Source organism: Vibrio sp. V33_P6A3T137, assembly GCF_009904835.1.
Taxonomy (GTDB): Bacteria; Pseudomonadota; Gammaproteobacteria; order Enterobacterales; family Vibrionaceae; genus Vibrio; species Vibrio metschnikovii.
In genome coordinates this window covers 1-24880 of record NZ_WXWK01000050.1, presented here as the reverse complement: position 1 = coordinate 24880, position 24880 = coordinate 1, and the positions used below count along the sequence as shown (strand labels likewise).

Genomic DNA, 24880 nt, shown 5'->3' with positions numbered 1-24880 from the left:
ATCTTATTATTTCCTACTTAGCGTTTAACGCTCGCTTTACCACTTTCTCTCAACATCCTGTCATCATACACACGATTCAACTCTTCGTTATTTATTGTGACAACTTGATTCCGGTCACGTAATACACAAAGTTGTTGCGCTTCTGCCGGTTGGGATTAGCTATTAAGCTTAAGAACACAGTAGGATATACTTTATGTACCTTCCTAGAAAAGCAGGTCTGCCTATGTCTGATACTACCCATACTGATCCGTTTGCGGATCGCGAAGCCGATAACTACGATAACCCGATCCCAAGTCGTGAATATATTTTAGAATTCCTAACCAAAGCCAATGTCCCCATGAACCGTAACGATCTGTTTGCCGCCCTTGAATTATCGGGTGAGGATCATTACGAAGGTCTACGTCGCCGCCTCAGAGCGATGGAGCGAGATGGTCAATTGGTGTTTACGCGTCGTCAATGTTACGCCCTACCAGAAAAACTGGAAATGATTAAAGGCCATGTTATTGGTCATAAAGATGGCCATGGCTGGGTTCGCCCAGAGGGTGGTCTAAACAAAGAAAACGATATTTTACTGCCGCACCACCAAATGCGCACCTTGATTCATGGTGACTTTGTATTAGTGCAGCCAACTGGCACCGACAAACGAGGCCGAAAAGAAGGGCGCTTGGTTCGTATCCTTGAAGCTCGTAATGCACAAATTGTCGGGCGTTTTTTCCTTGAACAAGGTTATTCGTATGTGGTGCCGGATGACTCGCGCATCCATAAAGATATTTTAATCCCAACCGAACACCGCGAAGGCGCTCGGATGGGTAATGTGGTGGTGATTGAAGTAACCGATCGTGGCACTCGTACCCGAGGCATGATGGGTAAGGTTGTAGAAGTACTGGGTGAAAGTATGGCACCGGGTATGGAGACACAAATCGCTATTCGCACCCATCAAATTCCCCATGAATGGCCTGATGAAGTCTTAAAGCAAGTCAGTGGACTAAAAGAAGAAGTCCCTGAAGAGGCCAAACAAGGTCGAGTCGATTTACGGCAATTGCCTTTGGTGACTATTGATGGGGAAGATGCCCGTGACTTTGATGATGCTGTGTATTGTGAAGCTAGAAAAGAGGGGGGCTGGCGTTTATGGGTAGCCATCGCCGACGTGAGCTATTATGTCCGCCCTGGCAGCGCCTTGGATAAAGAGGCGACCAATCGTGGTAACTCCGTGTATTTCCCATCGCAAGTGGTCCCCATGTTGCCGGAAGTTTTATCTAACGGACTGTGCTCGCTCAACCCACAAGTCGATCGGTTATGCATGGTGTGTGAAATGACGATCTCTGATGGCGGCAAACTCATCGATTATCAGCATTATGAAGCGGTGATGAGTTCTCATGCTCGACTAACCTATACCAAAGTTAACGATATTTTGCAGGGTGATGAAGAACTGCGTGAGCGCTACCAAGCGGTCGTGCCTCATCTTGAACAGTTACATAACATGTATCAGGTGCTGAAAACGGCTCGTGATCAACGTGGTGCGATTGAATTTGAAACGGTAGAAACCAAATTCATCTTTAATGCCCAGCGTAAGATCGAAAGCATTGAGCCAGTGATCCGTAACGATGCTCATAAGCTGATTGAAGAGTGTATGATCCTCGCCAATATTGCCTCAGCATCGCTAGTCGAAAAAGCCAAGGAAGCCGCTCTGTTCCGAGTGCATGAGCCACCAGGTGAAGAACGTTTAATGGGCTTTAGAGACTTCTTGGGCGAACTAGGACTCGACTTGAGTGGTGGGCTTGAGCCATCGCCAACCGATTACGCCAATCTGATGAAACAAATCGGTGAGCGTGCAGATAAAGAGCTGATTCAAACCATGCTACTGCGCTCAATGAAGCAGGCTGTCTATAACGCCCATAACGCAGGTCACTTTGGTCTAGCATTAAAACGTTATGCGCACTTTACTTCTCCGATCCGTCGCTATCCAGATTTACTTTTACACCGTGCAATCAAATATTTGATAGCTAAAGAACAACATCAGACCCAAGATCGCTGGACACCAACCGGAGGCTATCACTACTCGTTTGAAGAGATGGACTTTTATGGACAACAGTGTTCAATGACCGAACGCCGTGCTGATGATGCAACACGAGAAGTGTCTGATTGGCTGAAGTGCGAGTACATGCAAGATCATGTCGGTGAAGAGCTTGATGGTGTGATTGCCAATGTGACTGGATTTGGTTTTTTTGTTCGACTCACTGAATTACATATCGATGGTTTGGTTCACATCTCCAATTTGGCTAATGACTATTATCAGTTTGACCCTATCGGTCAACGTTTGATTGGTGAGTCATTCGGTAATATTTATCGTTTGGGTGATGCGGTGAAAGTGAAAGTATTATCGGTGAATCTGGATGATCGACAAATTGACTTTGAATTAGTCGAAACAAGTCGTAAGCTACGCGGCGAAGGTAAAACGGCCAAAAAGCGGGCAGTAGAAGCGCAAGCAAAAGCCAAGAGTAAAAAAGCGGGCACGCGTGGTGGAAAAGCCGTTCCAATGGTTGAGCCAACCAAGCGTCCAGATAAATCAGAGAGCGCAGATTCAGCGAAAAGTAAACGCGCTAAGTCTGATAAAGCCAGTAAAGCGAAATCTCGTTCTAAAACGGCAAAGAGCCGGACAAAAACGAAATAGGTAAGTAATGAGTAATGAACTGATTTACGGCATTCATTCGGTCAACGCTGTGATGCAGCGTGAGCCAGCCCGTATCATTGAAGTGTATGTTTTGAAAGGTCGTCAAGATGATCGGCTACTTCCGGTATTGAATGAATTGCAGCGTTTAGGGCTATCCATTCAGGAGATGGGGCGTAAGGCACTGGATGACAAAGCTCAAGGTGCTAATCACCAAGGGTTGATAGCCAAAGTCAAGCCAGCTAAAGCATTAAACGAACATGATCTAGACGCAATATTAAGTCAGCATGAACGACCGTTGCTGCTAGTACTGGATGGCGTGACCGATCCGCATAACTTAGGTGCGTGTTTGCGTAATGCAGATGCTGCTGGTGTGGCGGCGGTGATTGTCCCTAAAGATCGTTCAGCACCGATGACGGCCACGGTAAGTAAGGTCGCTTGTGGTGCTGCAGAAACCGTTCCTTTAGTGCGTGTGACCAACTTAGCGCGCACGATGCGTGCTCTACAAGAGCAAGGTGTTTGGTTTGTTGGCACAGCGGGCGAGGCGACGCATGATCTTTATCATAGCAAGCTGACTGGTCCGTTAGCGATTGTCATGGGAGCTGAAGGCGATGGTATGCGCCGTTTAACTCGTGATACTTGTGATGATCTAATCAAAATCCCAATGGCAGGTAGTGTTTCCAGTTTAAATGTCTCAGTCGCGACCGGGATTTGCTTATTTGAAGCGGTCCGTCAACGCAATAACGTTTAATGTTTATGCTGATGTCATCGTTAAGAAACCTAGGTCTACTGACCTAGGTTTCTTGTTTCTCGCCTCATTCGTTTATTTTTCCAACACCCCCTTGCAAGTCAATCTGTGATCTGTATAATGCACCCCCACTGGTTAAGCCAGTTGTGAACCAATGAGCAGCGAGGAGCAAGCTTGTGGCAACACAGGTGAGGTAACGTATACTCAGCTTATGTTCGCAGTTAATAGGATTAGCTTTAGTTAATTTAATTAGCTGACAATGTGCCCAATCGGGGTACTACGGTTTCACATAAATCAATCGACATTCACCCGCCATGGCAGGTTCGAATGGCGATATTGTTTGTGTAATTTTTACTTATTGGAGCTCTGTCTCATGCAGAACCAACGCATCCGTATCCGCCTTAAAGCTTTCGATTACAAACTAATCGATGCTTCTACAGCGGAAATCGTTGAAACAGCTAAGCGTACCGGCGCACAGGTTCGTGGTCCAATTCCACTGCCTACTCGTAAAGAGCGTTTCACTGTTCTTATCTCTCCACACGTAAACAAAGATGCACGTGACCAGTACGAAATTCGTACTCACAAGCGTCTGATCGACATCGTTGAACCAACTGACAAGACTGTTGATGCACTTATGCGTCTTGATCTTGCTGCTGGTGTTGATGTTCAAATCAGCCTAGGTTAAGGGAGATTAGAAGAATGATTGGTCTAGTCGGACGTAAAGTGGGTATGACCCGCGTATTTACTGAAGAAGGCGTTTCTATCCCAGTAACTGTTGTTGAGGTTGAAGCGAACCGTGTTTCTCAAGTGAAAACTCTTGAGACTGACGGCTATGCTGCTATTCAAGTAACAGCTGGAACTAAGAAAGCTAACCGCGTAACTAAGCCAGAAGCTGGTCACTTTGCGAAAGCAGGTGTAGAAGCTGGTCGCGGTCTTTGGGAATTCCGTTTAGAAAACGGCGAAGAGTTCGAAGTTGGTGCTGAACTGACTGTTGAACTGTTCAACGAAATTAAGAAAGTAGACGTTACTGGTACATCGAAAGGTAAAGGCTTCCAAGGTGCTGTTAAGCGCTGGAACTTCCGTACTCAAGATATGACTCACGGTAACTCTTTGTCTCACCGTGCTCCTGGTTCAATTGGCCAATGTCAAACTCCAGGTCGCGTATTTAAAGGCAAAAAAATGGCAGGTCACATGGGTGCTGAGCGTGTAACGACTCAAAACCTAGAGATCGTACGTGTTGACGCTGAGCGCAATCTGCTTCTTATTAAAGGTGCAGTCCCAGGTGCAACTGGCGCTAACGTGATCGTCAAACCAGCTATTAAAGCATAACGTCTAGGAGTAAGTAATGGAATTGATGGTTAAAGGTGCTAACGCACTAACTGTTTCCGAAACTACTTTCGGACGTGAGTTCAACGAAGCTCTTGTACATCAAGTAGTTGTTGCGTATGCAGCAGGTGCTCGTCAAGGTACTCGTGCTCAAAAGACACGTTCAGAAGTTTCTGGCGGTGGCGCTAAGCCATGGCGTCAAAAAGGTACTGGCCGTGCACGTGCTGGTACAATCCGTAGCCCAATCTGGCGTACAGGTGGTGTTACTTTTGCTGCGAAACCACAAGATCACAGCGTTAAAGTAAACAAAAAAATGTACCGCGGCGCTATGAAAAGCATTCTTTCTGAGTTAGTTCGTCAAGAGCGTTTAATCGTTGTTGATAACTTCTCGGTTGAAGCACCAAAAACGAAAGAGCTAGCGGCTAAGTTGAAAGAGCTTGAGCTGAACGATGTTCTTATCGTGACTGGCGAAGTAGACGAGAATCTATTCTTAGCTGCTCGTAACCTGTACAAAGTTGACGTGCGTGACGTAACTGGTATTGATCCAGTGAGCCTAATCGCATTTGACAAGGTTCTAATGACTGCTGCTGCAGTTAAGCAAGTTGAGGAGATGCTGGCATGATCCGTGAAGAGCGTCTACTAAAAGTTCTACGTGCACCGCACATCTCTGAAAAAGCCACTATGGCTGCTGAAAAAGCGAACACGATCGTTTTCAAAGTAGCAAAAGATGCAACTAAGAAAGAGATCAAAGCAGCTGTAGAAAAGCTATTTGAAGTTGAAGTTAAGTCTGTAAATACTCTTATTCTTAAGGGTAAGACCAAACGTCAAGGTCTACGCCAAGGTCGCCGCAGCGACGTTAAAAAAGCGTATGTGACTTTGAAAGAAGGTCAAGATCTTGACTTTGTTGGCGGCGCGGAATAACAGGAGTAGTTGAATAATGGCTATTGTTAAATGTAAGCCGACTTCCCCTGGTCGTCGTCACGTTGTTAAAGTTGTTAACGCTGACCTCCACAAGGGTAAGCCATACGCACCTCTTCTAGAGAAAAACTCTAAGAATGGTGGTCGTAACAACAACGGTCGTATCACAGTACGTCATATCGGTGGTGGTCATAAACAACACTATCGTTTGATTGACTTCAAACGTACTAAAGACGGTATCCCAGCGAAAGTTGAACGTCTAGAATACGATCCAAACCGTAGCGCAAACATCGCTCTCGTATTATACGCAGATGGTGAACGTCGTTACATTATTGCACCTAAAGGCCTCCAAGCTGGTGATACTATCCAGTCTGGTGTTGATGCGCCAATCAAAGCAGGTAACACCCTGCCATTGCGCAACATCCCTGTTGGTTCAACGATTCATAACGTTGAGTTAACTCCGGGTAAAGGTGCACAGCTAGCTCGTTCTGCTGGTGCGTATGCTCAACTTGTCGCTCGCGACGGTGCATACGTTACTATCCGTCTACGTTCTGGCGAAATGCGCAAAGTACTTTCTGAAGGCCGTGCAACAATCGGTGAAGTTGGTAACTCTGAGCACATGCTACGTGAGCTTGGTAAAGCGGGCGCTTCACGCTGGCGCGGCGTACGTCCAACCGTACGTGGTGTAGTAATGAACCCTGTTGATCACCCACATGGTGGTGGTGAAGGCCGTACTTCTGGTGGTCGTCATCCTGTATCTCCATGGGGCGTACCAACGAAAGGCTACAAAACTCGTAGCAACAAACGCACTGACAAGTACATCGTACGTCGTCGTAATAAGTAATCTATTTAAAGAGGAATCGCCATGCCACGTTCTCTCAAGAAAGGTCCATTTATTGACCTACACTTGCTGAAGAAGGTAGAGAAAGCGGTGGAAAGCGGAGACAAAAAGCCTATTAAGACTTGGTCCCGTCGTTCAATGATCATTCCAACAATGATCGGTTTGACCATCGCTGTCCATAATGGTCGTCAACACGTTCCAGTTTTTGTAACTGACGAGATGATCGGTCACAAACTGGGTGAATTTGCCCCAACTCGCACTTACCGCGGCCATGCTGCGGATAAGAAAGCTAAGAAGCGTTAAGGAGTAGATGATGGAAGCATTCGCTAAACATAACTTTGCTCGCATTTCGCCTCAGAAAGCTCGCTTAGTTGCAGATCAAATTCGTGGTAAGTCAGTTGACCAAGCTCTAGAAACGTTAACGTTCAGCAACAAAAAAGCGGCTGAACTTATTAAGAAAGTTCTAGAGTCAGCAATCGCTAACGCGGAGCACAACGAAGGTGCTGACATTGACGACCTACGTGTCGCTAAAATCTTCGTAGATGAGGGCCCAACCATGAAGCGTATTATGCCTCGTGCAAAAGGTCGTGCGGATCGTATCTTGAAGCGTTCAAGCCACATCACTATTGTTGTCGCAGACCGCTAAAAGACTAGGAGAGTAAGCAATGGGTCAGAAAGTACATCCTAATGGTATTCGTCTAGGCATCGTTAAGCCTTGGAATGCTACATGGTTTGCTAATACCAAAGATTTCGCTGACAACCTAGACGGCGACTTCAAGGTACGTCAATACCTCACTAAGGAATTGGCAAAAGCGTCTCTATCACGCATCGTTATCGAGCGTCCTGCTAAGAGCATCCGTGTGACTATTCACACTGCTCGCCCAGGCGTTGTTATCGGTAAGAAAGGTGAAGACGTTGAGAAGCTACGCGCAGCAGTAGCGAAGATTGCAGGTGTACCAGCTCAGATTAATATTTCTGAGGTACGTAAACCTGAGCTAGACGGTCAGCTAGTGGCTGATAGCATCGCGTCTCAACTAGAGCGTCGTGTTATGTTCCGTCGTGCTATGAAGCGCGCGGTACAAAACGCTATGCGTCTAGGCGCTAAAGGTATCAAAGTGGAAGTAAGTGGCCGTTTAGGCGGCGCTGAAATTGCACGTTCTGAGTGGTATCGTGAAGGCCGTGTGCCTCTACACACTCTACGTGCTGACATTGATTACGCAACTTCTTCGGCTCACACTACCTATGGTGTGATTGGTGTTAAAGTCTGGATCTTCAAAGGTGAAATCCTAGGCGGTATGCCAGCTGCTAACGCAGTAGAGCCAAAGGCTGACAAGCCTAAGAAGCAGCGCAAAGGCCGTAAGTAAGGAGTCGACAGATGCTACAACCTAAACGTACCAAGTTCCGTAAGGTTCATACAGGTCGTAACCGTGGTCTAGCAAAAGGTACTGAAGTAAGCTTCGGCACCTTTGGTTTGAAAGCTGTAGGCCGTGGTCGTCTAACTGCTCGTCAAATCGAAGCGGCACGTCGTGCTATGACACGTCACATTAAGCGTCAAGGTAAAATCTGGATCCGTGTTTTCCCAGACAAACCAATCACAGAAAAACCACTTGAAGTTCGTCAAGGTAAGGGTAAAGGTAACGTTGAGTACTGGGTAGCCCAAATCCAACCTGGCAAGGTGATGTACGAAGTTGATGGTGTACCTGAAGAATTGGCTCGTGAAGCGTTCCGCCTAGCGGCACGTAAACTGCCATTCAAGACTACATTTGTAACTAAGCAGGTGATGTGATGAAAGCACAAGATCTACGCGAGAAAAACGTTGAAGAGCTTAATGCAGAGCTACTAGGTTTATTGAAAGAGCAGTTCAACTTGCGCATGCAAGCGGCGACTGGTCAACTTCAGCAAACTCATACTCTGAAAGCTGTCCGTCGTGATATCGCACGTGTGAAAACTGTTTTGACTGAGAAGGCAGGCGCATAATGAGCGATAAAATTCGTACCCAACAAGGTCGTGTTATCAGTGACAAGATGGACAAATCTATCGTTGTTGCTATCGAACGTTTCGTGAAGCACCCAATTTACGGTAAATTCGTTCGTCGCACGACTAAAGTACACGCACATGATGAAAACAACGAGTGTGGCGCAGGCGATACCGTTGAAATCCGTGAGTGTCGTCCATTGTCTAAGACTAAGTCTTGGACTTTGGTAAAAGTAGTAGAAAAAGCGAAAATTTAATTGAGCTTTTAATGCGAATACAGCGGCCCCGATTATTTTTGGGGCCGCTTGTTTTTTGACTACCCAATCACAAAAAAGGGTGGTACAATTCGCGTCCCTTTAAAGAGGCAGCCCGACCCGAGATGGGTCTAGTTTTTTTAATATTTAGCGGAGCACTAACATGATCCAAATGCAAAGTATGCTGGACGCAGCTGATAACTCAGGCGCTCGCAGCGTAATGTGTATTAAGGTTCTGGGTGGCTCTCACCGTCGTTACGCCCATGTTGGCGACATCATCAAAGTTACTGTGAAAGAAGCAATTCCTCGCGGTAAAGTGAAAAAAGGTGATGTATTGAAGGCGGTGGTAGTTCGCACCCGTAAAGGCGTACGTCGTCCAGACGGTTCTGTCATTCGCTTCGACCGTAATGCTTGCGTATTGCTAAACAACAATACCGAGCAACCAATCGGTACACGTATCTTTGGTCCAGTGACTCGTGAGCTTCGTAACGCGAAATTCATGAAGATTGTGTCACTAGCACCTGAAGTTCTGTAAGGAGCGGCAAAAAATGGCAGCTAAAATCCGTCGTAATGACGAAGTGATCGTTCTTGCTGGGAAAGACAAAGGCAAGAAAGGTAAAGTAACTAAGGTTCTAACAACTGGTAAAGTTATCGTTGAAGGTATCAATCTAGTTAAGAAACATCAAAAGCCAGTTCCTGCGCTTGGTATCCAAGGTGGTATCGTAGAGCAAGAAGCAGCGATTGATGCATCTAACATTGCGATCTTTAATGCAGCAACCGGTAAAGCGGACCGTATCGGTTTCCGTTTCGAAGATGGTAAGAAAGTTCGTTTCTTTAAGTCTAACAACGAAATCGTTTCTAACTAATAGAGTAATTTGGAGTTCTACTATGGCGAAACTGCATGATTACTACAAGTCGTCTGTAGTCGCTGAACTGGCCAAACAGTTCGGTTACACAAGCGTCATGCAAGTCCCTAGAATTGAGAAAATCACCCTCAATATGGGCGTTGGTGAAGCAATCAACGATAAGAAACTACTAGAAAACGCAGCTTCTGATATGGCGACCATCTCTGGTCAAAAGCCACTTATCACTAAAGCTCGCAAATCTGTAGCTGGTTTCAAAATCCGTGAAGGCTACCCAATTGGTTGTAAAGTAACCTTGCGTGGCGAGCGCATGTGGGATTTCTTAGAGCGTTTGATTTTTATCGCTCTACCACGTGTACGAGATTTCCGTGGTGTTAGCGCTAAGTCTTTTGACGGACGCGGTAACTACAGCATGGGCGTTCGCGAGCAAATCATCTTTCCGGAAATCGACTACGATAAAGTCGATCGTGTACGCGGTCTTGATATCACTATCACGACGTCTGCTGGTACCGATGAGGAAGGCCGTGCTCTGCTGGCTGCCTTTAACTTCCCATTCCGTAAGTAAGGTGAAGGGTTACTGTTATGGCTAAACAATCAATGAAAGCACGTGAAGTAAAACGTGCCAAGCTAGTAGTTCAGTACGCAGAAAAGCGTGCAACACTTAAAGCTATCATCAGCGATGTAAACGCATCTGAAGAAGATCGTTGGAATGCAGTTCTTAAACTGCAATCACTTCCACGTGATTCGAGTGCATCACGTAAGCGCAACCGTTGCAACCAAACTGGTCGTCCACACGGTTTCCTACGTAAATTCGGTCTGAGCCGTATTAAAGTTCGTGAAGCTTGCATGAAAGGCGAGATTCCTGGACTTCGTAAGGCCAGCTGGTAATTGCCACTTAATCATTTGGAGTAAAGTTTATGAGCATGCAAGATCCGATTTCGGATATGCTGACCCGTATTCGTAACGGTCAGGCAGCAAACAAAGTTGCTGTTAAAATGCCTTCTTCAAAGCTTAAAGTTGCAATTGCTGCACTACTTAAAGCTGAAGGTTATATCGCAGACTTCGCTGTTGAAGGCGAAGCAAAACCTGAGCTAGAAGTTACTCTTAAGTACTTCCAAGCTAAACCAGTAATCGAGCAAATCAAGCGCGTGTCTCGTCCAGGTCTTCGTGTTTATAAGAAGAAAGACGAACTACCATCAGTGATGGGCGGTCTTGGTGTTGCTGTTGTTTCCACTTCCAAGGGTCTCATGTCAGACCGCGCTGCACGTAAAGCAGGTCTTGGCGGTGAAATCATTTGCTACGTAGCTTAATAAATAGGAGTAGAACATGTCTCGTGTTGCTAAAGCACCTGTCGCTATTCCAGCTGGCGTAGAGGTGAAACTAAACGGCCAAGAGATCACGGTTAAAGGTCCTAAAGGTGAACTATCTCGTGTAGTTCATACTGGCGTCGTGATCGCACAGGAAGAAAACAACCTAACGTTCGGTCCTCGTGAGGGAATCGCAAACGCTTGGGCTCAAGCAGGTACTGCTCGTGCACTAGTGAACAATATGGTTGTTGGTGTTACTGAAGGCTTTACTAAGAAGCTCGTTCTTAAGGGTGTAGGTTACCGTGCTGCTATGAAAGGCAACGCTGTAGGTCTAACTCTAGGCTTCTCTCACCCAGTTGAGCACGAGTTGCCAGCGGGTGTTAAAGCCGAATGTCCAAGCCAAACTGAAATTGTCCTAACTGGTTGTGATAAGCAAGAAGTTGGTCAAGTTGCGGCTGACATTCGTTCTTACCGCGCGCCTGAGCCTTATAAAGGTAAAGGTATTCGTTACGCAGATGAAAATGTGCGTACTAAAGAAGCTAAGAAGAAGTAAGGTAACACTATGGATAAGAAAGCATCTCGCATCCGTCGTGCTACACGCGCACGTCGTAAGATTGCAGAACTGGGTGCAACTCGCCTAGTAGTACACCGTACTCCTCGTCACGTGTACGCTCAAGTGATTGCAGCTAATGGCTCTGAGGTTATCGCCGCAGCTTCTACTGTAGAAAAAGCGATCCGTGAGCAAGTGAAGAATACTGGTAACATCGATGCAGCAAAAGCAGTAGGTAAAACTGTTGCTGAGCGTGCGCTTGAAAAAGGCGTATCGTCAGTTGCGTTTGATCGTTCTGGTTTCCAATACCACGGTCGAGTAGCCGCGCTAGCAGAATCTGCTCGCGAAGCTGGTCTGAAATTCTAAGGTAGGGTTGGAAGATGGCTAAAGAACAACAAGTTCAAGCGAATGATTTGCAAGAAAAATTAATCGCAGTTAACCGTGTTTCTAAAACGGTTAAAGGTGGTCGAATCATGAGCTTCACTGCACTAACAGTTGTTGGTGACGGTAATGGTCGTGTAGGTTTCGGTTACGGCAAAGCACGTGAAGTACCTGCAGCGATTCAAAAAGCAATGGAAAAAGCGCGTCGTAACATGTTTACTATCGCACTTAACGAAGGCACTCTTCACCATCCAGTGAAAGGTCGCCACTCGGGCTCTAAAGTTTACATGCAGCCAGCTGCAGAAGGTACAGGTGTTATCGCCGGTGGTGCGATGCGTGCTGTACTTGAAGTTGCCGGCGTACATAACGTTCTATCTAAAGCATACGGTTCTACGAACCCTATCAACATCGTTCGTGCTACGATCGATGCTCTAGTAGATGTTAAGTCACCAGAAATGGTTGCAGCTAAACGTGGTCTAACTGTTGAAGCGATTTCGGAGTAAGAACACATGGCAACGATTAAAGTAACTCAAACTAAAAGCTCAATTGGTCGCCTACCAAAGCATAAAGCTACTTTGCGCGGTTTAGGTCTTCGTAAAATCAACCATACAGTAGAACTTGAAGATACACCGTGTGTACGCGGTATGATCAACAAGGTTTACTACATGGTTAAAGTTGAGGAGTAATCAGAATGCATTTGAATACTCTATCGCCGGCTGCGGGTTCTAAGCCTTCTAAGAAGCGTTTAGGTCGTGGTATCGGTTCTGGCCTTGGTAAAACTGGTGGCCGTGGTCACAAAGGTCAAAAGTCACGTTCTGGCGGCGGTGTTCGTCCAGGTTTTGAAGGCGGTCAGATGCCTCTGAAACAACGTCTACCTAAATTCGGTTTCACTTCTCGTAAGAGCCTTGTGACTGCTGAAATTCGTCTAGCTGAGCTAGCGAAAGTAACGGGTGATGTTATTGATCTAAACAGCTTGAAAGCAGCAAACCTTGTAACGAAGAATATTGAATTCGTTAAAGTTGTTCTTTCTGGCGAGATCAATAAAGCAGTGACTGTTAAAGGTCTACGCGTGACTAAAGGCGCTAAAGCTGCAATCGAAGCTGCAGGCGGTAAAATCGAGGAATAATCTCGAGGATTGAGGTACAGATGGCTAAGAAACCAGGACAAGATTTTCGTAGTGCTCAGAGCGGCTTAGGTGAGTTAAAGTCGCGCTTATTATTCGTAATTGGTGCACTTTTAGTATTCCGAGCGGGCTCTTTTGTGCCGATTCCTGGTATTGACGCTGCTGTACTTGCCGATTTGTTCGAACAGCAAAAAGGTACCATCATAGAAATGTTTAACATGTTCTCTGGTGGTGCTCTTGAGCGTGCATCTATATTAGCACTGGGCATCATGCCGTATATTTCGGCGTCAATTGTTGTCCAGTTGCTAACTGTAGTTCATCCAGCGTTAGCCGAGCTCAAAAAAGAGGGTGAAGCAGGCCGTCGTAAGATAAGCCAATATACACGCTACGGCACGCTTGTACTTGCAACATTCCAAGCGATAGGTATTGCAACAGGCCTACCAAACATGGTCAACAATCTGGTTGTTATTGACCAAACCATGTTTACCCTGATTGCGACCGTGAGTTTAGTAACCGGTACCATGTTCTTGATGTGGTTAGGTGAACAGATTACAGAGCGAGGGATTGGGAATGGTATCTCCATTCTTATATTTGCAGGTATTGTTGCTGGATTGCCATCGGCAATAGGACATACTATCGAGCAAGCGCGTCAAGGTGAACTGCATGTGCTTCTTCTGTTGTTGATTGCGGTATTAGCTTTTGCTGTTATCTACTTTGTTGTTTTCATGGAGCGTGGTCAACGTCGTATCGTTGTTAACTACGCAAAACGTCAACAAGGTCGTAAAGTTTTTGCAGCGCAAAGTACCCACTTGCCATTAAAAATCAATATGGCTGGTGTTATACCTGCAATTTTTGCATCAAGCATTATTTTGTTCCCAGGAACACTCGCTCAGTGGTTTGGTCAAAATGGTGAGAGCCAATGGTTCGGTTGGTTAACCGACGTATCATTAGCGCTTAGCCCTGGTCAACCATTGTATGTAATGCTTTATGCCGCAGCGATTATTTTCTTCTGTTTCTTTTATACGGCGTTGGTTTTCAACCCACGTGAAACAGCTGATAACCTGAAGAAGTCAGGTGCATTCGTACCCGGTATCCGCCCAGGCGAACAGACAGCAAGATACATTGATAAAGTAATGACTCGTTTAACCCTAGCCGGTGCGTTATACATTACCTTTATCTGTCTGATCCCTGAGTTCATGATGGTCGCGTGGAACGTACGTTTCTACTTCGGCGGTACATCATTACTGATTGTAGTAGTGGTTATTATGGACTTTATGGCACAGGTACAGACTCATTTGATGTCAAATCAATATGACTCTGTGTTGAAAAAGGCAAATTTAAAAGGCTATGGCCGCTAATACGGTCGCCATTTAAGTTAGATTTACGGAGTTTAGCAATGAAAGTTCGTGCTTCCGTTAAAAAAATCTGCCGTAACTGTAAAGTTATCAAGCGTAACGGTGTCGTTCGCGTGATTTGCAGTGAGCCAAAGCACAAGCAGCGCCAAGGCTAATAAGCAGAAATTTTTACTTGAAAATTAAAGGGTGGTCGAGTATATTTCTCGGCCTACCTTTTGCGTGCAAAAGAAGTAGTATCCCGCAGCGTATCCTCGACGGGCTTTGCTGCGGATAATTCTTTTATAGAAAGTACTAGGAGTGAATAGTGGCCCGTATAGCAGGCATTAACATTCCTGATCAAAAGCATGCTGTGATCGCATTAACTGCAATCTACGGCATCGGTAAAACCCGTTCAAAAGCTATCCTAGCTGACGTGGGTATTGCTGAAAGTGTTAAGATCAGTGAACTAACTGAAGAGCAGATCGATCAACTGCGTGATGGTGTAGCTAAATACACTGTAGAGGGTGATCTTCGTCGTGAAGTTTCCATGAACATCAAGCGTCTTATGGACCTTGGTTGTTACCGTGGTCTTCGTCATCGTCGCAGTCTACCACTACGTGGACAGCGTACTAAAACCAACGCTCGCACCCGCAAGGGTCCGCGTAAGCCGATCAAGAAATAATCGGGAAGGGTAGAGTACAATGGCTAAACAACCAACTCGCGCACGTAAGCGTGTACGCAAGCAAGTTGCTGATGGCGTAGCGCATATCCACGCATCTTTCAACAACACAATCGTAACCATCACTGACCGTCAAGGTAACGCATTAGCTTGGGCTACTGCTGGTGGTTCAGGTTTCCGCGGTTCTCGTAAATCAACACCGTTTGCTGCACAGGTTGCTGCTGAACGTTGTGCTGAAATGGCTAAAGAATATGGCCTAAAGAACCTAGAGGTTATGGTTAAGGGTCCAGGTCCAGGTCGTGAATCTACAGTTCGCGCACTGAATGCTGCTGGTTTCCGTATCACAAACATCGTTGATGCGACACCAATCCCTCATAACGGTTGTCGTCCACCTAAGAAACGTCGCGTTTAACGTTTCTGGGAACATTGGAGAAAGATCATGGCAAGATATTTGGGTCCTAAGCTGAAGCTTAGCCGCCGCGAAGGTACTGACTTGTTCCTTAAGTCAGGCGTTCGTGCGATTGATACCAAGTGTAAAATTGATAACGCACCAGGTGTACACGGCGCTCGTCGCGGTCGTCTATCTGAGTATGGCGTTCAGCTTCGTGAGAAGCAAAAAGTTCGTCGTATCTATGGCGTTCTAGAAAAACAATTCCGTAACTACTACAAAGAAGCTGCTCGCCTAAAAGGTAACACAGGTGAAAACTTACTTCAGCTTCTTGAAGGCCGTTTGGACAACGTAGTTTACCGTATGGGTTTTGGTGCGACTCGCGCTGAAGCTCGTCAGCTAGTTAGCCATAAAGCTATCCTAGTAAACGGTAGCGTTGTAAACGTACCTTCTTTCAATGTTGCGGCTAACGACGTTGTTGCAATCCGTGAGAAAGCGAAAAAGCAATCTCGCATTAAAGCAGCTTTAGAAGTTGCAGAACAACGCGAAAAACCAACTTGGATTGAAGTAGATGCAAGCCAGATGGAAGGTACATTCAAGCGTAAGCCTGAACGTTCAGACCTATCTGCTGACATCAACGAACAATTGATCGTCGAGCTTTACTCTAAGTAAGGTTTAAACTAAAGAGAGGACACAATGCAGGGTTCTGTAACAGAATTTCTTAAGCCACGTCTTGTTGATATCGAACAGGTCAGCACGACACACGCAAAAGTAACTCTTGAGCCATTAGAGCGTGGTTTCGGCCATACTCTTGGTAATGCACTTCGCCGAATTCTTTTATCATCTATGCCGGGTTGTGCCGTAACAGAGGTAGAAATTGAAGGCGTACTTCATGAGTACAGTACCAAAGAAGGTGTACAAGAAGATATCCTTGAGATTCTTCTTAACCTGAAAGGACTGGCTGTTCGCTTAGGCGAAAATAAAGATGAAGTGTTCATTACATTAAATAAATCAGGCTCGGGCCCTGTGGTTGCAGGTGACATCACCCATGATGGTGATGTAGAGATCGTAAACCCTGAACACGTTATTTGTCATCTCACTGATGACAACGCTGAGATCGCTATGCGTATCAAAGTAGAACGTGGACGTGGTTATGTTCCTGCTTCTGCTCGTATTCATACTGAAGAAGATGAACGTCCAATCGGTCGTTTGCTTGTCGACGCAACATTCAGCCCAGTAGACAAAATTGCCTACTCTGTTGATGCTGCTCGTGTTGAGCAACGTACAGACTTAGACAAACTCGTCATCGATATGGAAACGAACGGTACTCTAGAACCTGAGGAAGCTATCCGCCGTGCAGCAACGATTCTTGCTGAACAGTTGGATGCGTTCGTAGATCTTCGTGATGTACGCGTTCCTGAGGAGAAGGAAGAGAAGCCAGAATTCGATCCGATCCTACTGCGTCCTGTAGACGATCTTGAACTAACAGTTCGCTCTGCTAACTGTTTGAAAGCAGAAGCGATTCACTACATCGGTGATCTAGTACAGCGCACTGAGGTTGAGCTACTGAAAACGCCTAACCTTGGTAAGAAATCTCTTACTGAGATTAAAGACGTGCTTGCATCACGTGGTCTTTCTCTGGGCATGCGCCTAGAAAACTGGCCGCCAGCGTCAATCGCTGAAGATTAATCGATATTAGTTAGAAGGATTTGGTCATGCGCCATCGTAAGAGTGGTCGTCAACTCAACCGCAACAGCAGTCATCGCAAAGCGATGTTCAGCAACATGGCTAGCTCTTTAGTACGTCATGAAGTTATCAAGACTACTTTGCCAAAAGCGAAAGAGCTGCGTCGCGTCGTTGAGCCTTTGATTACACTAGCTAAGACTGACAGTGTTGCTAACCGTCGTCTTGCATTTGCACGTACTCGTGATAACGAAGTTGTTGCAAAACTATTTAACGAATTAGGTCCACGTTTTGCTGCACGTCAAGGTGGCTACACTCGTATTCTTAAGTGTGGTTTCCGTGCTGGCGATAAAGCTCCAATGGCTTACATTGAGCTTGTTGACCGCCCAGAAGTAGCTGTTGAAGCTGCTGCTGAGTAATCAGTTCGCGAATAAAAGGCCGAGCATTAGCTCGGCTTTTTTATTACCCTATCGGGGTATCTTATCTATAGCTCACGTCACACATAATCTTGTCTTCCGATCCTCTGCTTGGATTTTCTTTGTCCTTTAATATTGGACCGTTCTCTTATTGTTATTTCCAGAGACCTTGCAACGCACCAACTAAACTGCTTCCAGCCCCCTGACTTGTTAAATACTGAATAATAATTGGTGTAAATTGTCCGATCATATTGGCATCCAAACCTAATTGGTTAAAGACATAAGTAACGTCGCTGAGATTAGCCATCCTTGCTGGCGATAAACCGGTTGTCGATAAGCCTAATTGAGTGAGTTGCTCAAGGTTAGGGATTAATCCGTTAAGTTCAGTTTGATGTTGATCCGCTAATTGATTCTCGGCGAGGGCTAATAATGCTGCTATTCCACCACCAGCCTGTTGGTCTGAGATTGGAAGTTGACTTTTTACTTGGTTAATCAGTGTGGTATGTTGTTTGGTTTCCAATAAGCCACTGCCAACTAATGTGGCTAGGTCTTGATTTGATTGTCCACCAATTTTGATAAAAGCCATGCTAGGTGTACTACTGAGTAGCGTTGAGATCAGTAGTGTACGGAATAAGGTTTTGTTCATGGGGGGATAGGCTCCTAAAATGCTATTGATCACTTTTTGTCGTAAATAGAGGTTATGTGTTTGAACAGTGTAGCAAACCTATGATGACTGATTCATCTCTGGCTATTAATCTCAGAAAATTCGTATAAAAAAAGCGGTGCATTGCACCGCTTAACAATAGAATAGCGTATTAATGATGATTAAAGAATATCGAGCAATTCTACTTCAAACACGAGTGCGGCAAAGGGTGGAATTGCTGCGCCAGCGCCACGTTCACCGTATGCGAGATCATGTGGAATATACAGTTTCCACTTTGAGCCTACAGGCATCAATTGTAGGGCTTCGACCCAGCCTTTAATCACGCCAGTTACAGGGAACTCTGCAGGCTGGCCACGAGAAACTGAACTATCAAAAACGGTACCATCCGTCAGCTCACCATGATAATGGACACGGACAGATTTATCAGACGTCGGAATTTCACCAGAACCTTGAGTGATCACTTCATACTGTAAGCCTGAGTCAAGCACGGTAACTTCTGAGCGTAGAGCATTATCTTTAAGGAACGTTTCACCTTCTGCAGCAGCGACTTTAGCGGCCGCTTGCATTGCTTCTTCAGCACGCATATGCATCGCTTGTAAAGCTTGGTTAATTTCGTCGATTTCAATTGCCGGCATATCACCGACAAGCGCTGTCGCGATACCAGCAGCAATGGCATCCACATTTAGCCCTTCAAGGCCGCTGCCCGCTAGTTGTTGGCCCATTTGTAGACCAATGCCGTAGCTGGCTTTTTGTTCTACGGTTTCAAATTTTACGTCAGACATACACGTCACTCTTTGTCACAAAAAGAAAGCCCACAGAATACCAGCTTCAGCGCTATGATGAAATGCTTGACGAAGATTCATGTTATAAAGGTGCCAAGGTGTGATTCAGATCGAGACTTCAAGCTTTAATCTTCAAGATTGTGTCAACCTTTGGTTGAAGCAGGGTCATGCTCTATACTCTTAGCGCATGAGTTTTTATACTGTACCAAGTCAATGAAGGGCGGATAAAAATGAATCGTCGACACAGAAAAAAGCAACAGCCCCATTCTCTGGGGAAAATTAAACAACAATGGTTGCATCAGTGGGCGGCTATTGATTGGCGATCTTATGCTAAGCGGCTGGCTCAGTATCCTATCTGGTTACGTCTTAAGCTTCTTTGGGGGCAACTGCCTGTTTATCATCAACGCGGCTTAATGGTTTTGATTCCGGTTGTGATCTTGTTGTTATTTTTCCCTTCCTCACCGAAACAGGATGCTCCAACTCGTTCTCCCGCACCAGCCAGTACTCGAGTCTCGATTGCTCTTAATACCCAAGGTTTAAGTGAACAAAGCGTCGAGCAACCTACAGCGGTGACAATCTCTGCGACTCCTCAGGAAAAGGTATGGCAAGAATATATTATTAAGCAAGGGGATACTTTGTCACAGGTGTTTAGAAGCAACAACTTGCCCTTAGCTGATCTTAATGCGTTAGTAAGAATTGAAGGTAGTGATAAGCCCTTGAGTCAAATACAGCAAGGGCAACGGATCCGTTTTAAGTTAGCCGCAGATGGGCAACTGGATATTTTACAGTTAGAACGTAATAATCAGTCAGTGATGTTTTTCCGATTATCGGATGGCGGCTTTGGGCGCAGTCAATAATCGAGAGTGATAAACACGCTACTTAACCAGCTTCATATCGATGTGAGGAATACCATCTTCTAAGTAGACAGCAGAGGTTGGTTGGAAACCATAGCTCTGATAAAAACTCGCTAGATAATGCTGTGCACCGATTTCTATATCATGTTCGGGCCAGTGATGTTGGCACTCGACCAATGCTTGATCTAGCAATTGACGTCCAAGGCCGTTTCCCCTTGCTTGTTGTTGGGTGGCAACTCTGCCAATACTTGCAGAAGGATAACTGATTCCCGGAGCGAGTAGTCTTGCATAAGCAATTAAGGATTGATCTTGATAGCCTAACAAATGCCATACGTCAGACTGAATATCTTTATCATCGAGTTCCGGGTAAGCGCAGGCTTGTTCGACGACAAACACATCAACTCGCAGTTTGAGTAATTCATACAGTTGTTGAGTGGTTAAACCCGTAAAGGGAAGGCATTGCCAATTGATCATCGTGAGCTTCCTTTGAAAATGAAAACATGACTCTAGCAAGCTTAACAACAGGATTCATTAACAAAGGTTAATGTTGATGAGGAATTTCACCGCTATCCTCTTCCTACTTGAAGCTGCAGGGGTGTTGGCTACGTTGGTTCACCCCAATCATAGAGTCTGTCTATGCTCATGGAGATAAACTCACTTGCCGCCTACCTGCAACTCCGCGTTGTTTGGGTATAGATCATTAAAGATTCACTAGCCACACGAGGTTAAATAACGATAATAGACGTTTAATTTCGTCTAACCAAAGGACGCCCCTTGAGTAATTGTGCATTTTCGACCGTACCACTAAAACCTGAACTACTTTCTAACCTTGAGACGTTGGGATACACCCAAATGACTCCCATTCAGGCTTTAAGTTTACCGACCATTTTAGCGGGCAGGGACGTTATCGGCCAAGGAAAGACAGGCTCAGGGAAAACGGCCGCTTTTGGATTAGGGGTTTTGTCTAATCTCGATGTCAAACGCTTTCGCGTACAAGCTTTAGTGCTGTGCCCTACTCGTGAGCTGGCAGATCAAGTGGCGACAGAAATCCGTACTTTAGGTCGTGCTATCCATAATATTAAAATTCTCACCTTGTGCGGTGGTATGCCGATGGGACCACAAATCGGTTCATTAGAGCATGGCGCGCATATTCTGGTTGGCACACCAGGACGTATTTTGGATCATCTTGAAAAAGGACGGATTGATCTTTCCGAGCTGAACACTTTAGTACTCGATGAAGCAGATCGAATGTTGGAGATGGGTTTTCAAGATGCGTTAGATGCGATTATTGCTCAAGCGCCAACAGTCAGACAAACCTTACTATTCAGTGCCACTTTTCCTGCACAAATTAAGCAGGTGGCTGAGCGGATCATGCGTAATCCGGAAATGGTTAAAGTTGAATCTACCCATAGCTCAACCACAATTAAACAATACTTTTATAAACTTGAAGGGGCGGAGGCGCGAGATAAAGCGTTAGCCCAGCTGTTATTGCATCATCAACCAGAATCAGCGGTGGTATTTTGTAATACCAAAAAGGAAGTGACTCATGTTGCCGAGCAGTTAAAGCATAAAGGGTTCAGCGTGATTGAGCTGCACGGTGATTTGGAGCAGCGCGATCGTGACCAAGCCTTGGTGCAGTTTGCTAATAAAAGTATCTCGATTTTGGTCGCTACCGATGTTGCTGCTCGTGGGCTGGATGTTGATAACTTAGATGCCGTGTTTAACTTTGAGTTGTCGCGCGATCCTGAAGTGCATGTGCATCGTATAGGCCGTACGGGGCGCGCTGGTAGTCAAGGACTAGCGATCAGTTTCTTTAGCGACAATGAGATGCATCGCGTAGCGATGATTGATGAATACATGGATATGGCCATTGAGCCTGCTCAATGGCCATATATGAGTGGGCAGAACACTACGCCTTATCAAGCGAATATGGTAACGATCCAGATCGATGGTGGTAAAAAACAAAAAGTTCGTCCAGGTGATATTTTAGGCGCTTTAACCAGTGATGATGGGATTGATGGCCAGTTCGTTGGTAAGATTAATGTTCTGCCAATGCGTGCTTACGTTGCTGTGCATAAATCGGTGGCTAAGCGAGCGCTGAAGAAAATGGAAACCGGCAAAATGAAAGGCCGCCAATTTCGTGCCCGTTTATTGAAATAAAGCCGCACTGCGGTGTTGTTACAAGGCCAGCGTTTAGTCGCTGGCTTTTGCGTTTATGCGAGCTTTAATTCGACTTAAGCTGATGGGAGTGATCCCCAAGTAGGCGGCAATCTGACCATTGGTCAATTGTTTTTTAAGGGCTGAAAAATGGTCATTAAAAAGTTGATAACGTTCTTCGGGGCTATAAAGCAGCATAAAGCGTTCTTTATTTTCTTTATGCATCAACTGAGTTTCCAGTAGTTTGAGGTAGAGAGAGTGACGAGTCGCGCGCCAAGAATGTAAGATGTGGATCGGCAATTCAATTAAACGCACTGGGGTTAATGTTTCTAATAAATAGGGAGAGGCTTGGTGCTTGATGAGACTTTCAAAACCAATTACCCAGTCTTGAGCCCAATAAAATTCTTTGCTAAACGACTTACCTTGCTCGGTTAGATAGCAAGCATGACACACGCCCTCTAACACGAAATAGATCTGCTGGGGGATGTCGCCTTGGTGAATTAAAATATGCCGTGTTGGTAGTTCAAGCGGTTGGCTGCATGAAATTAATTGATTGATCTCATGTGGTTCAAATCCACCACTTGAGAGTTGTTGTTCAAACTCGACATACATATCAGGCTGTCCAATTGAAATAAGAAATTGATATCTCTATATTACCTGAAATTGTAGCGGTATTGGTTAGCTTCGTTCGTCCAATGACATCGTTATTGATACTGATAGAGATAGCTTTATTTAGCGTCGACTGGCAACGTCATGTTGTGTCGTGAGATGAGCTTGGACGTCGGTTAACATCACCAAAACCCATGAACCTAATCATTCGGTTCATGGGTAAGCGATAAAAAACTTATTGGGTGAGATCAATCCGGTAAATAGCAAAGCCGAGGGGATCGCGAGCGACTTTTTGCATGGGGTACTGGCCTTTGGCCTCAATAAATTGTGCCGCCTTGTCGCTAGGCGAGGTTTCAAAACGCACATCTAAGCGAGCATCGGTTTTGATAGGCGCAAATGACCAATTGTTATCAGCACTAGGGGTAACGTGGCCTTTTTCTGCGCTGATGCGCGAAATATAGCTTGCTACCACGGTGCGGTTTTCATCCGGTGAATCAAAGGCAACAAACTCACTGCCCGTACCAGCAAATTTATTACTGTAGGCGCGATAGTTATTGGTAGCAACCAAAAAGGTTTGCTTAAGATCCAGCGGTTGACCTTGATAAGTTAAACCGACAATACGCTCAGCCTCTTTATTGATTAGCTTACAATCACCGTCGTATTTTGCCGGTTGAGTGATATCAATTTGATAATTGACCCCATCGATGACATCAAAATTATAAGTACGGAAACCCTGCCAATTAATCAGACTTTGTGGCTCTGCACTGTGTGGGTCAATCTGATTAAATTGACCAGCACTGCACTCTAACCACTCTTTGACCTCTTTACCGGTCATTTTCAGCGCCACCAGTGTGTTAGGGTAGAGATAAAGATCTGCCGCGTTACGGAAGGTCAGTTGTCCAGCTTCGACTTCAGTGAAGCCATTAGGATCATCTTTACGACCCCCGACTTTAAAAGGGGCAGCTGCTGATAAAACGGGTAATCCAGCCAGATTAGCATCGCCTTGAATAAAGCGCTCGACATAATCTTTTTGGGCTAAGTTGACGATTTGTATGGTTGGGTCATCTTGCACTAGAGCTAAAAAGCTGTACATCACATCATCGGCTTTACCGATGGGTTGATTGACAAACTCTCGTGTTGCTTGATGGTCATTAGTTAAGGCTTTGACGATATTCTTATCTGCCGACACCAGTGCTTGTTGCGTTTTACGATCGAAAATTGGCCGTGCTTCTGCACGTCCATTGACCACTTGCCATTGGCCATTTTCATTTTTTAAGGTTAAATCCATCACGCCGACATGGCTACCCCAACGACCGGGCATCACAGCAGGAATGCCATTGATAGTACCTTGATTAATATCAGCACCTGGTAAGTTGGCATAGTCTGCACTTGGGAATACCGCGTGTGAGTGTCCAAAGGCGATTGCATCAATACCTTTGACTTGGGTGAGATAATAAACCGAGTTTTCCGCCCCAGCTTGATAAGGATCGGTCGAGATCCCTGAATGAGGAATCGCGATGATCACCTCGGCGCCTTGCTGTTTCATTTGTGGAATGAGCGTTTCTGCGGTTTGCTTAATGTCTTTAGCAAACACTTTGCCTTCAAGATTTTTCTTATCCCAGACCATGATCTGCGGAGGGACAAAGCCAATGTAACCCACCTTCACGGTTTGAGATTGACCACTTTGATCAGTAAAAGTATGGGTTTTAATCAAATAGGGTTGGAAATAGTGCTTGCCAGTGTGTTGATCAAACACATTGGCATTAATGTAAGGAAAGTCCGCTCCCTTGATCGCCTGCTGGAGAAAATCTAAACCGTAATTAAACTCGTGGTTACCAATATTGCCCACATCGTAGCCGAGTTGATTCATTGCTTTATAAGCCGGGTGAATCTCGCCTGGAGTGATGCCTTTTGCCGCCATATAGTCACCCATAGGGCTACCTTGCAGTAAATCACCGTTATCGACCAGTACCGAGTTGGTCACTTCTTGCTGAGCTTGCTTGACTAAGCTTGCCGCACGAGCCAACCCTAATTGTTTGGATGGCATATCTTTGTAGTAATCATAATCCATTAAATTGGTATGAATATCAGTAGTTTCAATAATCCTGAGTTGGAGAGTTTCCGCCATTGCTGGTCCTGCCATGCTTAAAAGACCCGTTAACACGGCGATGGATAAAGAGTGATGTACTGATGGCATAGGTCATTTCCTGTTGATTATCTGGGGTACGGTTTGAGTTACCTCATCGGCAATGGCTGCAAATGTAACAAATTGTGATGCAATGTGTCGGACTGAACATCACAAAGTGTGAGTTATTCCGGGTCTTTTACCGCTTAAAAGTCAGGTGAGTGACTGCTTATCAG

37 protein-coding genes are annotated in these 24880 nt (G+C 45.5%); 32 read left to right on the top strand and 5 right to left on the bottom strand.

What is annotated here, in order from left to right; genetic code table 11:
- The first annotated feature begins 223 nt into the window (after positions 1–223).
- The 30 genes from rnr (at position 224) to rplQ (ending at position 17456) form a co-directional block, all read left to right on the top strand.
- A complete protein-coding gene (rnr, locus tag CAG60_RS04725) occupies positions 224–2671 on the top strand; it encodes a ribonuclease R (RefSeq protein ID WP_004394509.1) in 2448 nt (815 codons plus the stop codon).
- Between the two features lie 7 nt (positions 2672–2678).
- A complete protein-coding gene (gene rlmB, locus CAG60_RS04720; protein ID WP_161438395.1) occupies positions 2679–3419 on the top strand; it encodes a 23S rRNA (guanosine(2251)-2'-O)-methyltransferase RlmB in 741 nt (246 codons plus the stop codon).
- 370 nt (positions 3420–3789) lie between these two features.
- Entirely contained in the window at positions 3790–4101 is a 312-nt protein-coding gene (gene rpsJ / locus CAG60_RS04715) for a 30S ribosomal protein S10 (RefSeq protein WP_001181007.1), read from the top strand.
- A gap of 14 nt (positions 4102–4115) precedes the next feature.
- Positions 4116–4745: a 50S ribosomal protein L3 gene (gene rplC / locus CAG60_RS04710; RefSeq protein WP_004394520.1), complete on the top strand. Its 630-nt coding sequence runs from the start codon at positions 4116–4118 to the stop codon at positions 4743–4745.
- A gap of 16 nt (positions 4746–4761) precedes the next feature.
- The gene (gene rplD, locus CAG60_RS04705) at positions 4762–5364 is read left to right on the top strand and encodes a 50S ribosomal protein L4 (protein WP_004394521.1); all 603 of its coding nucleotides are present in this window, start codon (positions 4762–4764) and stop codon (positions 5362–5364) included.
- A complete protein-coding gene (rplW, locus tag CAG60_RS04700) occupies positions 5361–5663 on the top strand; it encodes a 50S ribosomal protein L23 (RefSeq protein WP_004394523.1) in 303 nt (100 codons plus the stop codon). The genes rplD and rplW overlap by 4 nt, the downstream gene beginning before the upstream one ends.
- Before the next feature lie 16 nt (positions 5664–5679).
- On the top strand, positions 5680–6504 hold the full coding sequence (rplB, locus tag CAG60_RS04695) for a 50S ribosomal protein L2 (protein ID WP_004394524.1): 825 nt from the start codon (positions 5680–5682) through the stop codon (positions 6502–6504).
- 21 nt (positions 6505–6525) lie between these two features.
- Positions 6526–6804, top strand: coding sequence for a 30S ribosomal protein S19 (gene rpsS, locus CAG60_RS04690; RefSeq protein WP_004394525.1), 279 nt, complete (start codon positions 6526–6528; stop codon positions 6802–6804).
- Positions 6805–6814: 10 nt separating this feature from the next.
- Complete coding sequence (gene rplV, locus CAG60_RS04685) at positions 6815–7147, top strand: 50S ribosomal protein L22 (RefSeq protein ID WP_004394526.1); 333 nt, start codon at positions 6815–6817, stop codon at positions 7145–7147.
- Positions 7148–7166: 19 nt separating this feature from the next.
- Positions 7167–7865, top strand: coding sequence for a 30S ribosomal protein S3 (gene rpsC, locus CAG60_RS04680; RefSeq protein WP_004394527.1), 699 nt, complete (start codon positions 7167–7169; stop codon positions 7863–7865).
- 11 nt (positions 7866–7876) lie between these two features.
- A complete protein-coding gene (gene rplP / locus CAG60_RS04675) occupies positions 7877–8287 on the top strand; it encodes a 50S ribosomal protein L16 (protein WP_004394529.1) in 411 nt (136 codons plus the stop codon).
- On the top strand, positions 8287–8478 hold the full coding sequence (gene rpmC / locus CAG60_RS04670) for a 50S ribosomal protein L29 (protein WP_072670434.1): 192 nt from the start codon (positions 8287–8289) through the stop codon (positions 8476–8478). Before rplP ends, rpmC begins: the two co-directional genes overlap by 1 nt.
- A complete protein-coding gene (rpsQ, locus tag CAG60_RS04665; protein ID WP_072670433.1) occupies positions 8478–8732 on the top strand; it encodes a 30S ribosomal protein S17 in 255 nt (84 codons plus the stop codon). The genes rpmC and rpsQ overlap by 1 nt, the downstream gene beginning before the upstream one ends.
- 160 nt (positions 8733–8892) lie before the next feature.
- A complete protein-coding gene (rplN, locus tag CAG60_RS04660) occupies positions 8893–9264 on the top strand; it encodes a 50S ribosomal protein L14 (protein ID WP_004394532.1) in 372 nt (123 codons plus the stop codon).
- 13 nt (positions 9265–9277) lie between these two features.
- Positions 9278–9595, top strand: a complete 318-nt coding sequence (rplX, locus tag CAG60_RS04655; RefSeq protein ID WP_004394533.1) for a 50S ribosomal protein L24 — start codon at positions 9278–9280, stop codon at positions 9593–9595.
- A gap of 22 nt (positions 9596–9617) precedes the next feature.
- Positions 9618–10157 (top strand): 50S ribosomal protein L5, encoded by a 540-nt coding sequence (gene rplE, locus CAG60_RS04650; protein WP_004394534.1) that lies wholly within the window; start codon positions 9618–9620, stop codon positions 10155–10157.
- A gap of 17 nt (positions 10158–10174) precedes the next feature.
- Positions 10175–10480 (top strand): 30S ribosomal protein S14, encoded by a 306-nt coding sequence (gene rpsN, locus CAG60_RS04645; protein ID WP_004394535.1) that lies wholly within the window; start codon positions 10175–10177, stop codon positions 10478–10480.
- Positions 10481–10509: 29 nt separating this feature from the next.
- Complete coding sequence (rpsH, locus tag CAG60_RS04640) at positions 10510–10902, top strand: 30S ribosomal protein S8 (RefSeq protein WP_004394536.1); 393 nt, start codon at positions 10510–10512, stop codon at positions 10900–10902.
- Between the two features lie 16 nt (positions 10903–10918).
- Entirely contained in the window at positions 10919–11452 is a 534-nt protein-coding gene (rplF, locus tag CAG60_RS04635; protein WP_004394537.1) for a 50S ribosomal protein L6, read from the top strand.
- Between the two features lie 9 nt (positions 11453–11461).
- The gene (gene rplR, locus CAG60_RS04630; protein ID WP_004394538.1) at positions 11462–11815 is read left to right on the top strand and encodes a 50S ribosomal protein L18; all 354 of its coding nucleotides are present in this window, start codon (positions 11462–11464) and stop codon (positions 11813–11815) included.
- Between the two features lie 14 nt (positions 11816–11829).
- On the top strand, positions 11830–12333 hold the full coding sequence (gene rpsE, locus CAG60_RS04625; RefSeq protein ID WP_004394539.1) for a 30S ribosomal protein S5: 504 nt from the start codon (positions 11830–11832) through the stop codon (positions 12331–12333).
- Positions 12334–12339: 6 nt separating this feature from the next.
- Positions 12340–12516 (top strand): 50S ribosomal protein L30, encoded by a 177-nt coding sequence (gene rpmD / locus CAG60_RS04620; protein ID WP_000201159.1) that lies wholly within the window; start codon positions 12340–12342, stop codon positions 12514–12516.
- Between the two features lie 5 nt (positions 12517–12521).
- On the top strand, positions 12522–12956 hold the full coding sequence (gene rplO / locus CAG60_RS04615) for a 50S ribosomal protein L15 (RefSeq protein ID WP_004394540.1): 435 nt from the start codon (positions 12522–12524) through the stop codon (positions 12954–12956).
- A gap of 20 nt (positions 12957–12976) precedes the next feature.
- The gene (gene secY / locus CAG60_RS04610; RefSeq protein ID WP_004394541.1) at positions 12977–14311 is read left to right on the top strand and encodes a preprotein translocase subunit SecY; all 1335 of its coding nucleotides are present in this window, start codon (positions 12977–12979) and stop codon (positions 14309–14311) included.
- 38 nt (positions 14312–14349) lie between these two features.
- Positions 14350–14463, top strand: a complete 114-nt coding sequence (rpmJ, locus tag CAG60_RS04605) for a 50S ribosomal protein L36 (protein ID WP_000868186.1) — start codon at positions 14350–14352, stop codon at positions 14461–14463.
- Between the two features lie 149 nt (positions 14464–14612).
- The gene (gene rpsM / locus CAG60_RS04600; protein ID WP_004394544.1) at positions 14613–14969 is read left to right on the top strand and encodes a 30S ribosomal protein S13; all 357 of its coding nucleotides are present in this window, start codon (positions 14613–14615) and stop codon (positions 14967–14969) included.
- Positions 14970–14988: 19 nt separating this feature from the next.
- Entirely contained in the window at positions 14989–15378 is a 390-nt protein-coding gene (gene rpsK, locus CAG60_RS04595; protein ID WP_001118870.1) for a 30S ribosomal protein S11, read from the top strand.
- A gap of 27 nt (positions 15379–15405) precedes the next feature.
- Positions 15406–16026, top strand: a complete 621-nt coding sequence (rpsD, locus tag CAG60_RS04590; RefSeq protein WP_040903976.1) for a 30S ribosomal protein S4 — start codon at positions 15406–15408, stop codon at positions 16024–16026.
- A gap of 24 nt (positions 16027–16050) precedes the next feature.
- On the top strand, positions 16051–17043 hold the full coding sequence (locus CAG60_RS04585; RefSeq protein WP_004394549.1) for a DNA-directed RNA polymerase subunit alpha: 993 nt from the start codon (positions 16051–16053) through the stop codon (positions 17041–17043).
- Between the two features lie 26 nt (positions 17044–17069).
- Complete coding sequence (gene rplQ / locus CAG60_RS04580; RefSeq protein ID WP_001216361.1) at positions 17070–17456, top strand: 50S ribosomal protein L17; 387 nt, start codon at positions 17070–17072, stop codon at positions 17454–17456.
- A 151-nt stretch (positions 17457–17607) separates the two neighbouring features.
- Here the strand turns inward: rplQ and CAG60_RS04575 are convergent, their stop codons facing one another.
- Together CAG60_RS04575 and CAG60_RS04570 are read right to left on the bottom strand one after the other, a co-directional pair.
- Positions 17608–18099, bottom strand: coding sequence for a DUF2780 domain-containing protein (locus tag CAG60_RS04575; protein ID WP_161438394.1), 492 nt, complete (start codon positions 18097–18099; stop codon positions 17608–17610).
- A 179-nt stretch (positions 18100–18278) separates the two neighbouring features.
- Positions 18279–18899, bottom strand: a complete 621-nt coding sequence (locus CAG60_RS04570; protein WP_072670429.1) for an FKBP-type peptidyl-prolyl cis-trans isomerase — start codon at positions 18897–18899, stop codon at positions 18279–18281.
- Positions 18900–19129: 230 nt separating this feature from the next.
- Here CAG60_RS04570 and CAG60_RS04565 point away from each other — a divergent pair, with 230 nt between their 5' ends.
- Positions 19130–19756 (top strand): LysM-like peptidoglycan-binding domain-containing protein, encoded by a 627-nt coding sequence (locus CAG60_RS04565; RefSeq protein ID WP_161438393.1) that lies wholly within the window; start codon positions 19130–19132, stop codon positions 19754–19756.
- Between the two features lie 18 nt (positions 19757–19774).
- Here the strand turns inward: CAG60_RS04565 and CAG60_RS04560 are convergent, their stop codons facing one another.
- Entirely contained in the window at positions 19775–20227 is a 453-nt protein-coding gene (locus tag CAG60_RS04560) for a GNAT family N-acetyltransferase (RefSeq protein WP_161438392.1), read from the bottom strand.
- A gap of 300 nt (positions 20228–20527) precedes the next feature.
- Here CAG60_RS04560 and dbpA point away from each other — a divergent pair, with 300 nt between their 5' ends.
- Positions 20528–21913, top strand: a complete 1386-nt coding sequence (gene dbpA, locus CAG60_RS04555; RefSeq protein WP_161438391.1) for an ATP-dependent RNA helicase DbpA — start codon at positions 20528–20530, stop codon at positions 21911–21913.
- A 33-nt stretch (positions 21914–21946) separates the two neighbouring features.
- On the opposite strand, the gene CAG60_RS04550 is transcribed toward dbpA, so the two are convergent.
- Complete coding sequence (locus CAG60_RS04550) at positions 21947–22522, bottom strand: Crp/Fnr family transcriptional regulator (RefSeq protein WP_161438390.1); 576 nt, start codon at positions 22520–22522, stop codon at positions 21947–21949.
- 232 nt (positions 22523–22754) lie between these two features.
- Positions 22755–24716, bottom strand: a complete 1962-nt coding sequence (gene cpdB, locus CAG60_RS04545; RefSeq protein WP_161438389.1) for a 2',3'-cyclic-nucleotide 2'-phosphodiesterase — start codon at positions 24714–24716, stop codon at positions 22755–22757.
- Positions 24717–24880: the final 164 nt, after the last annotated feature.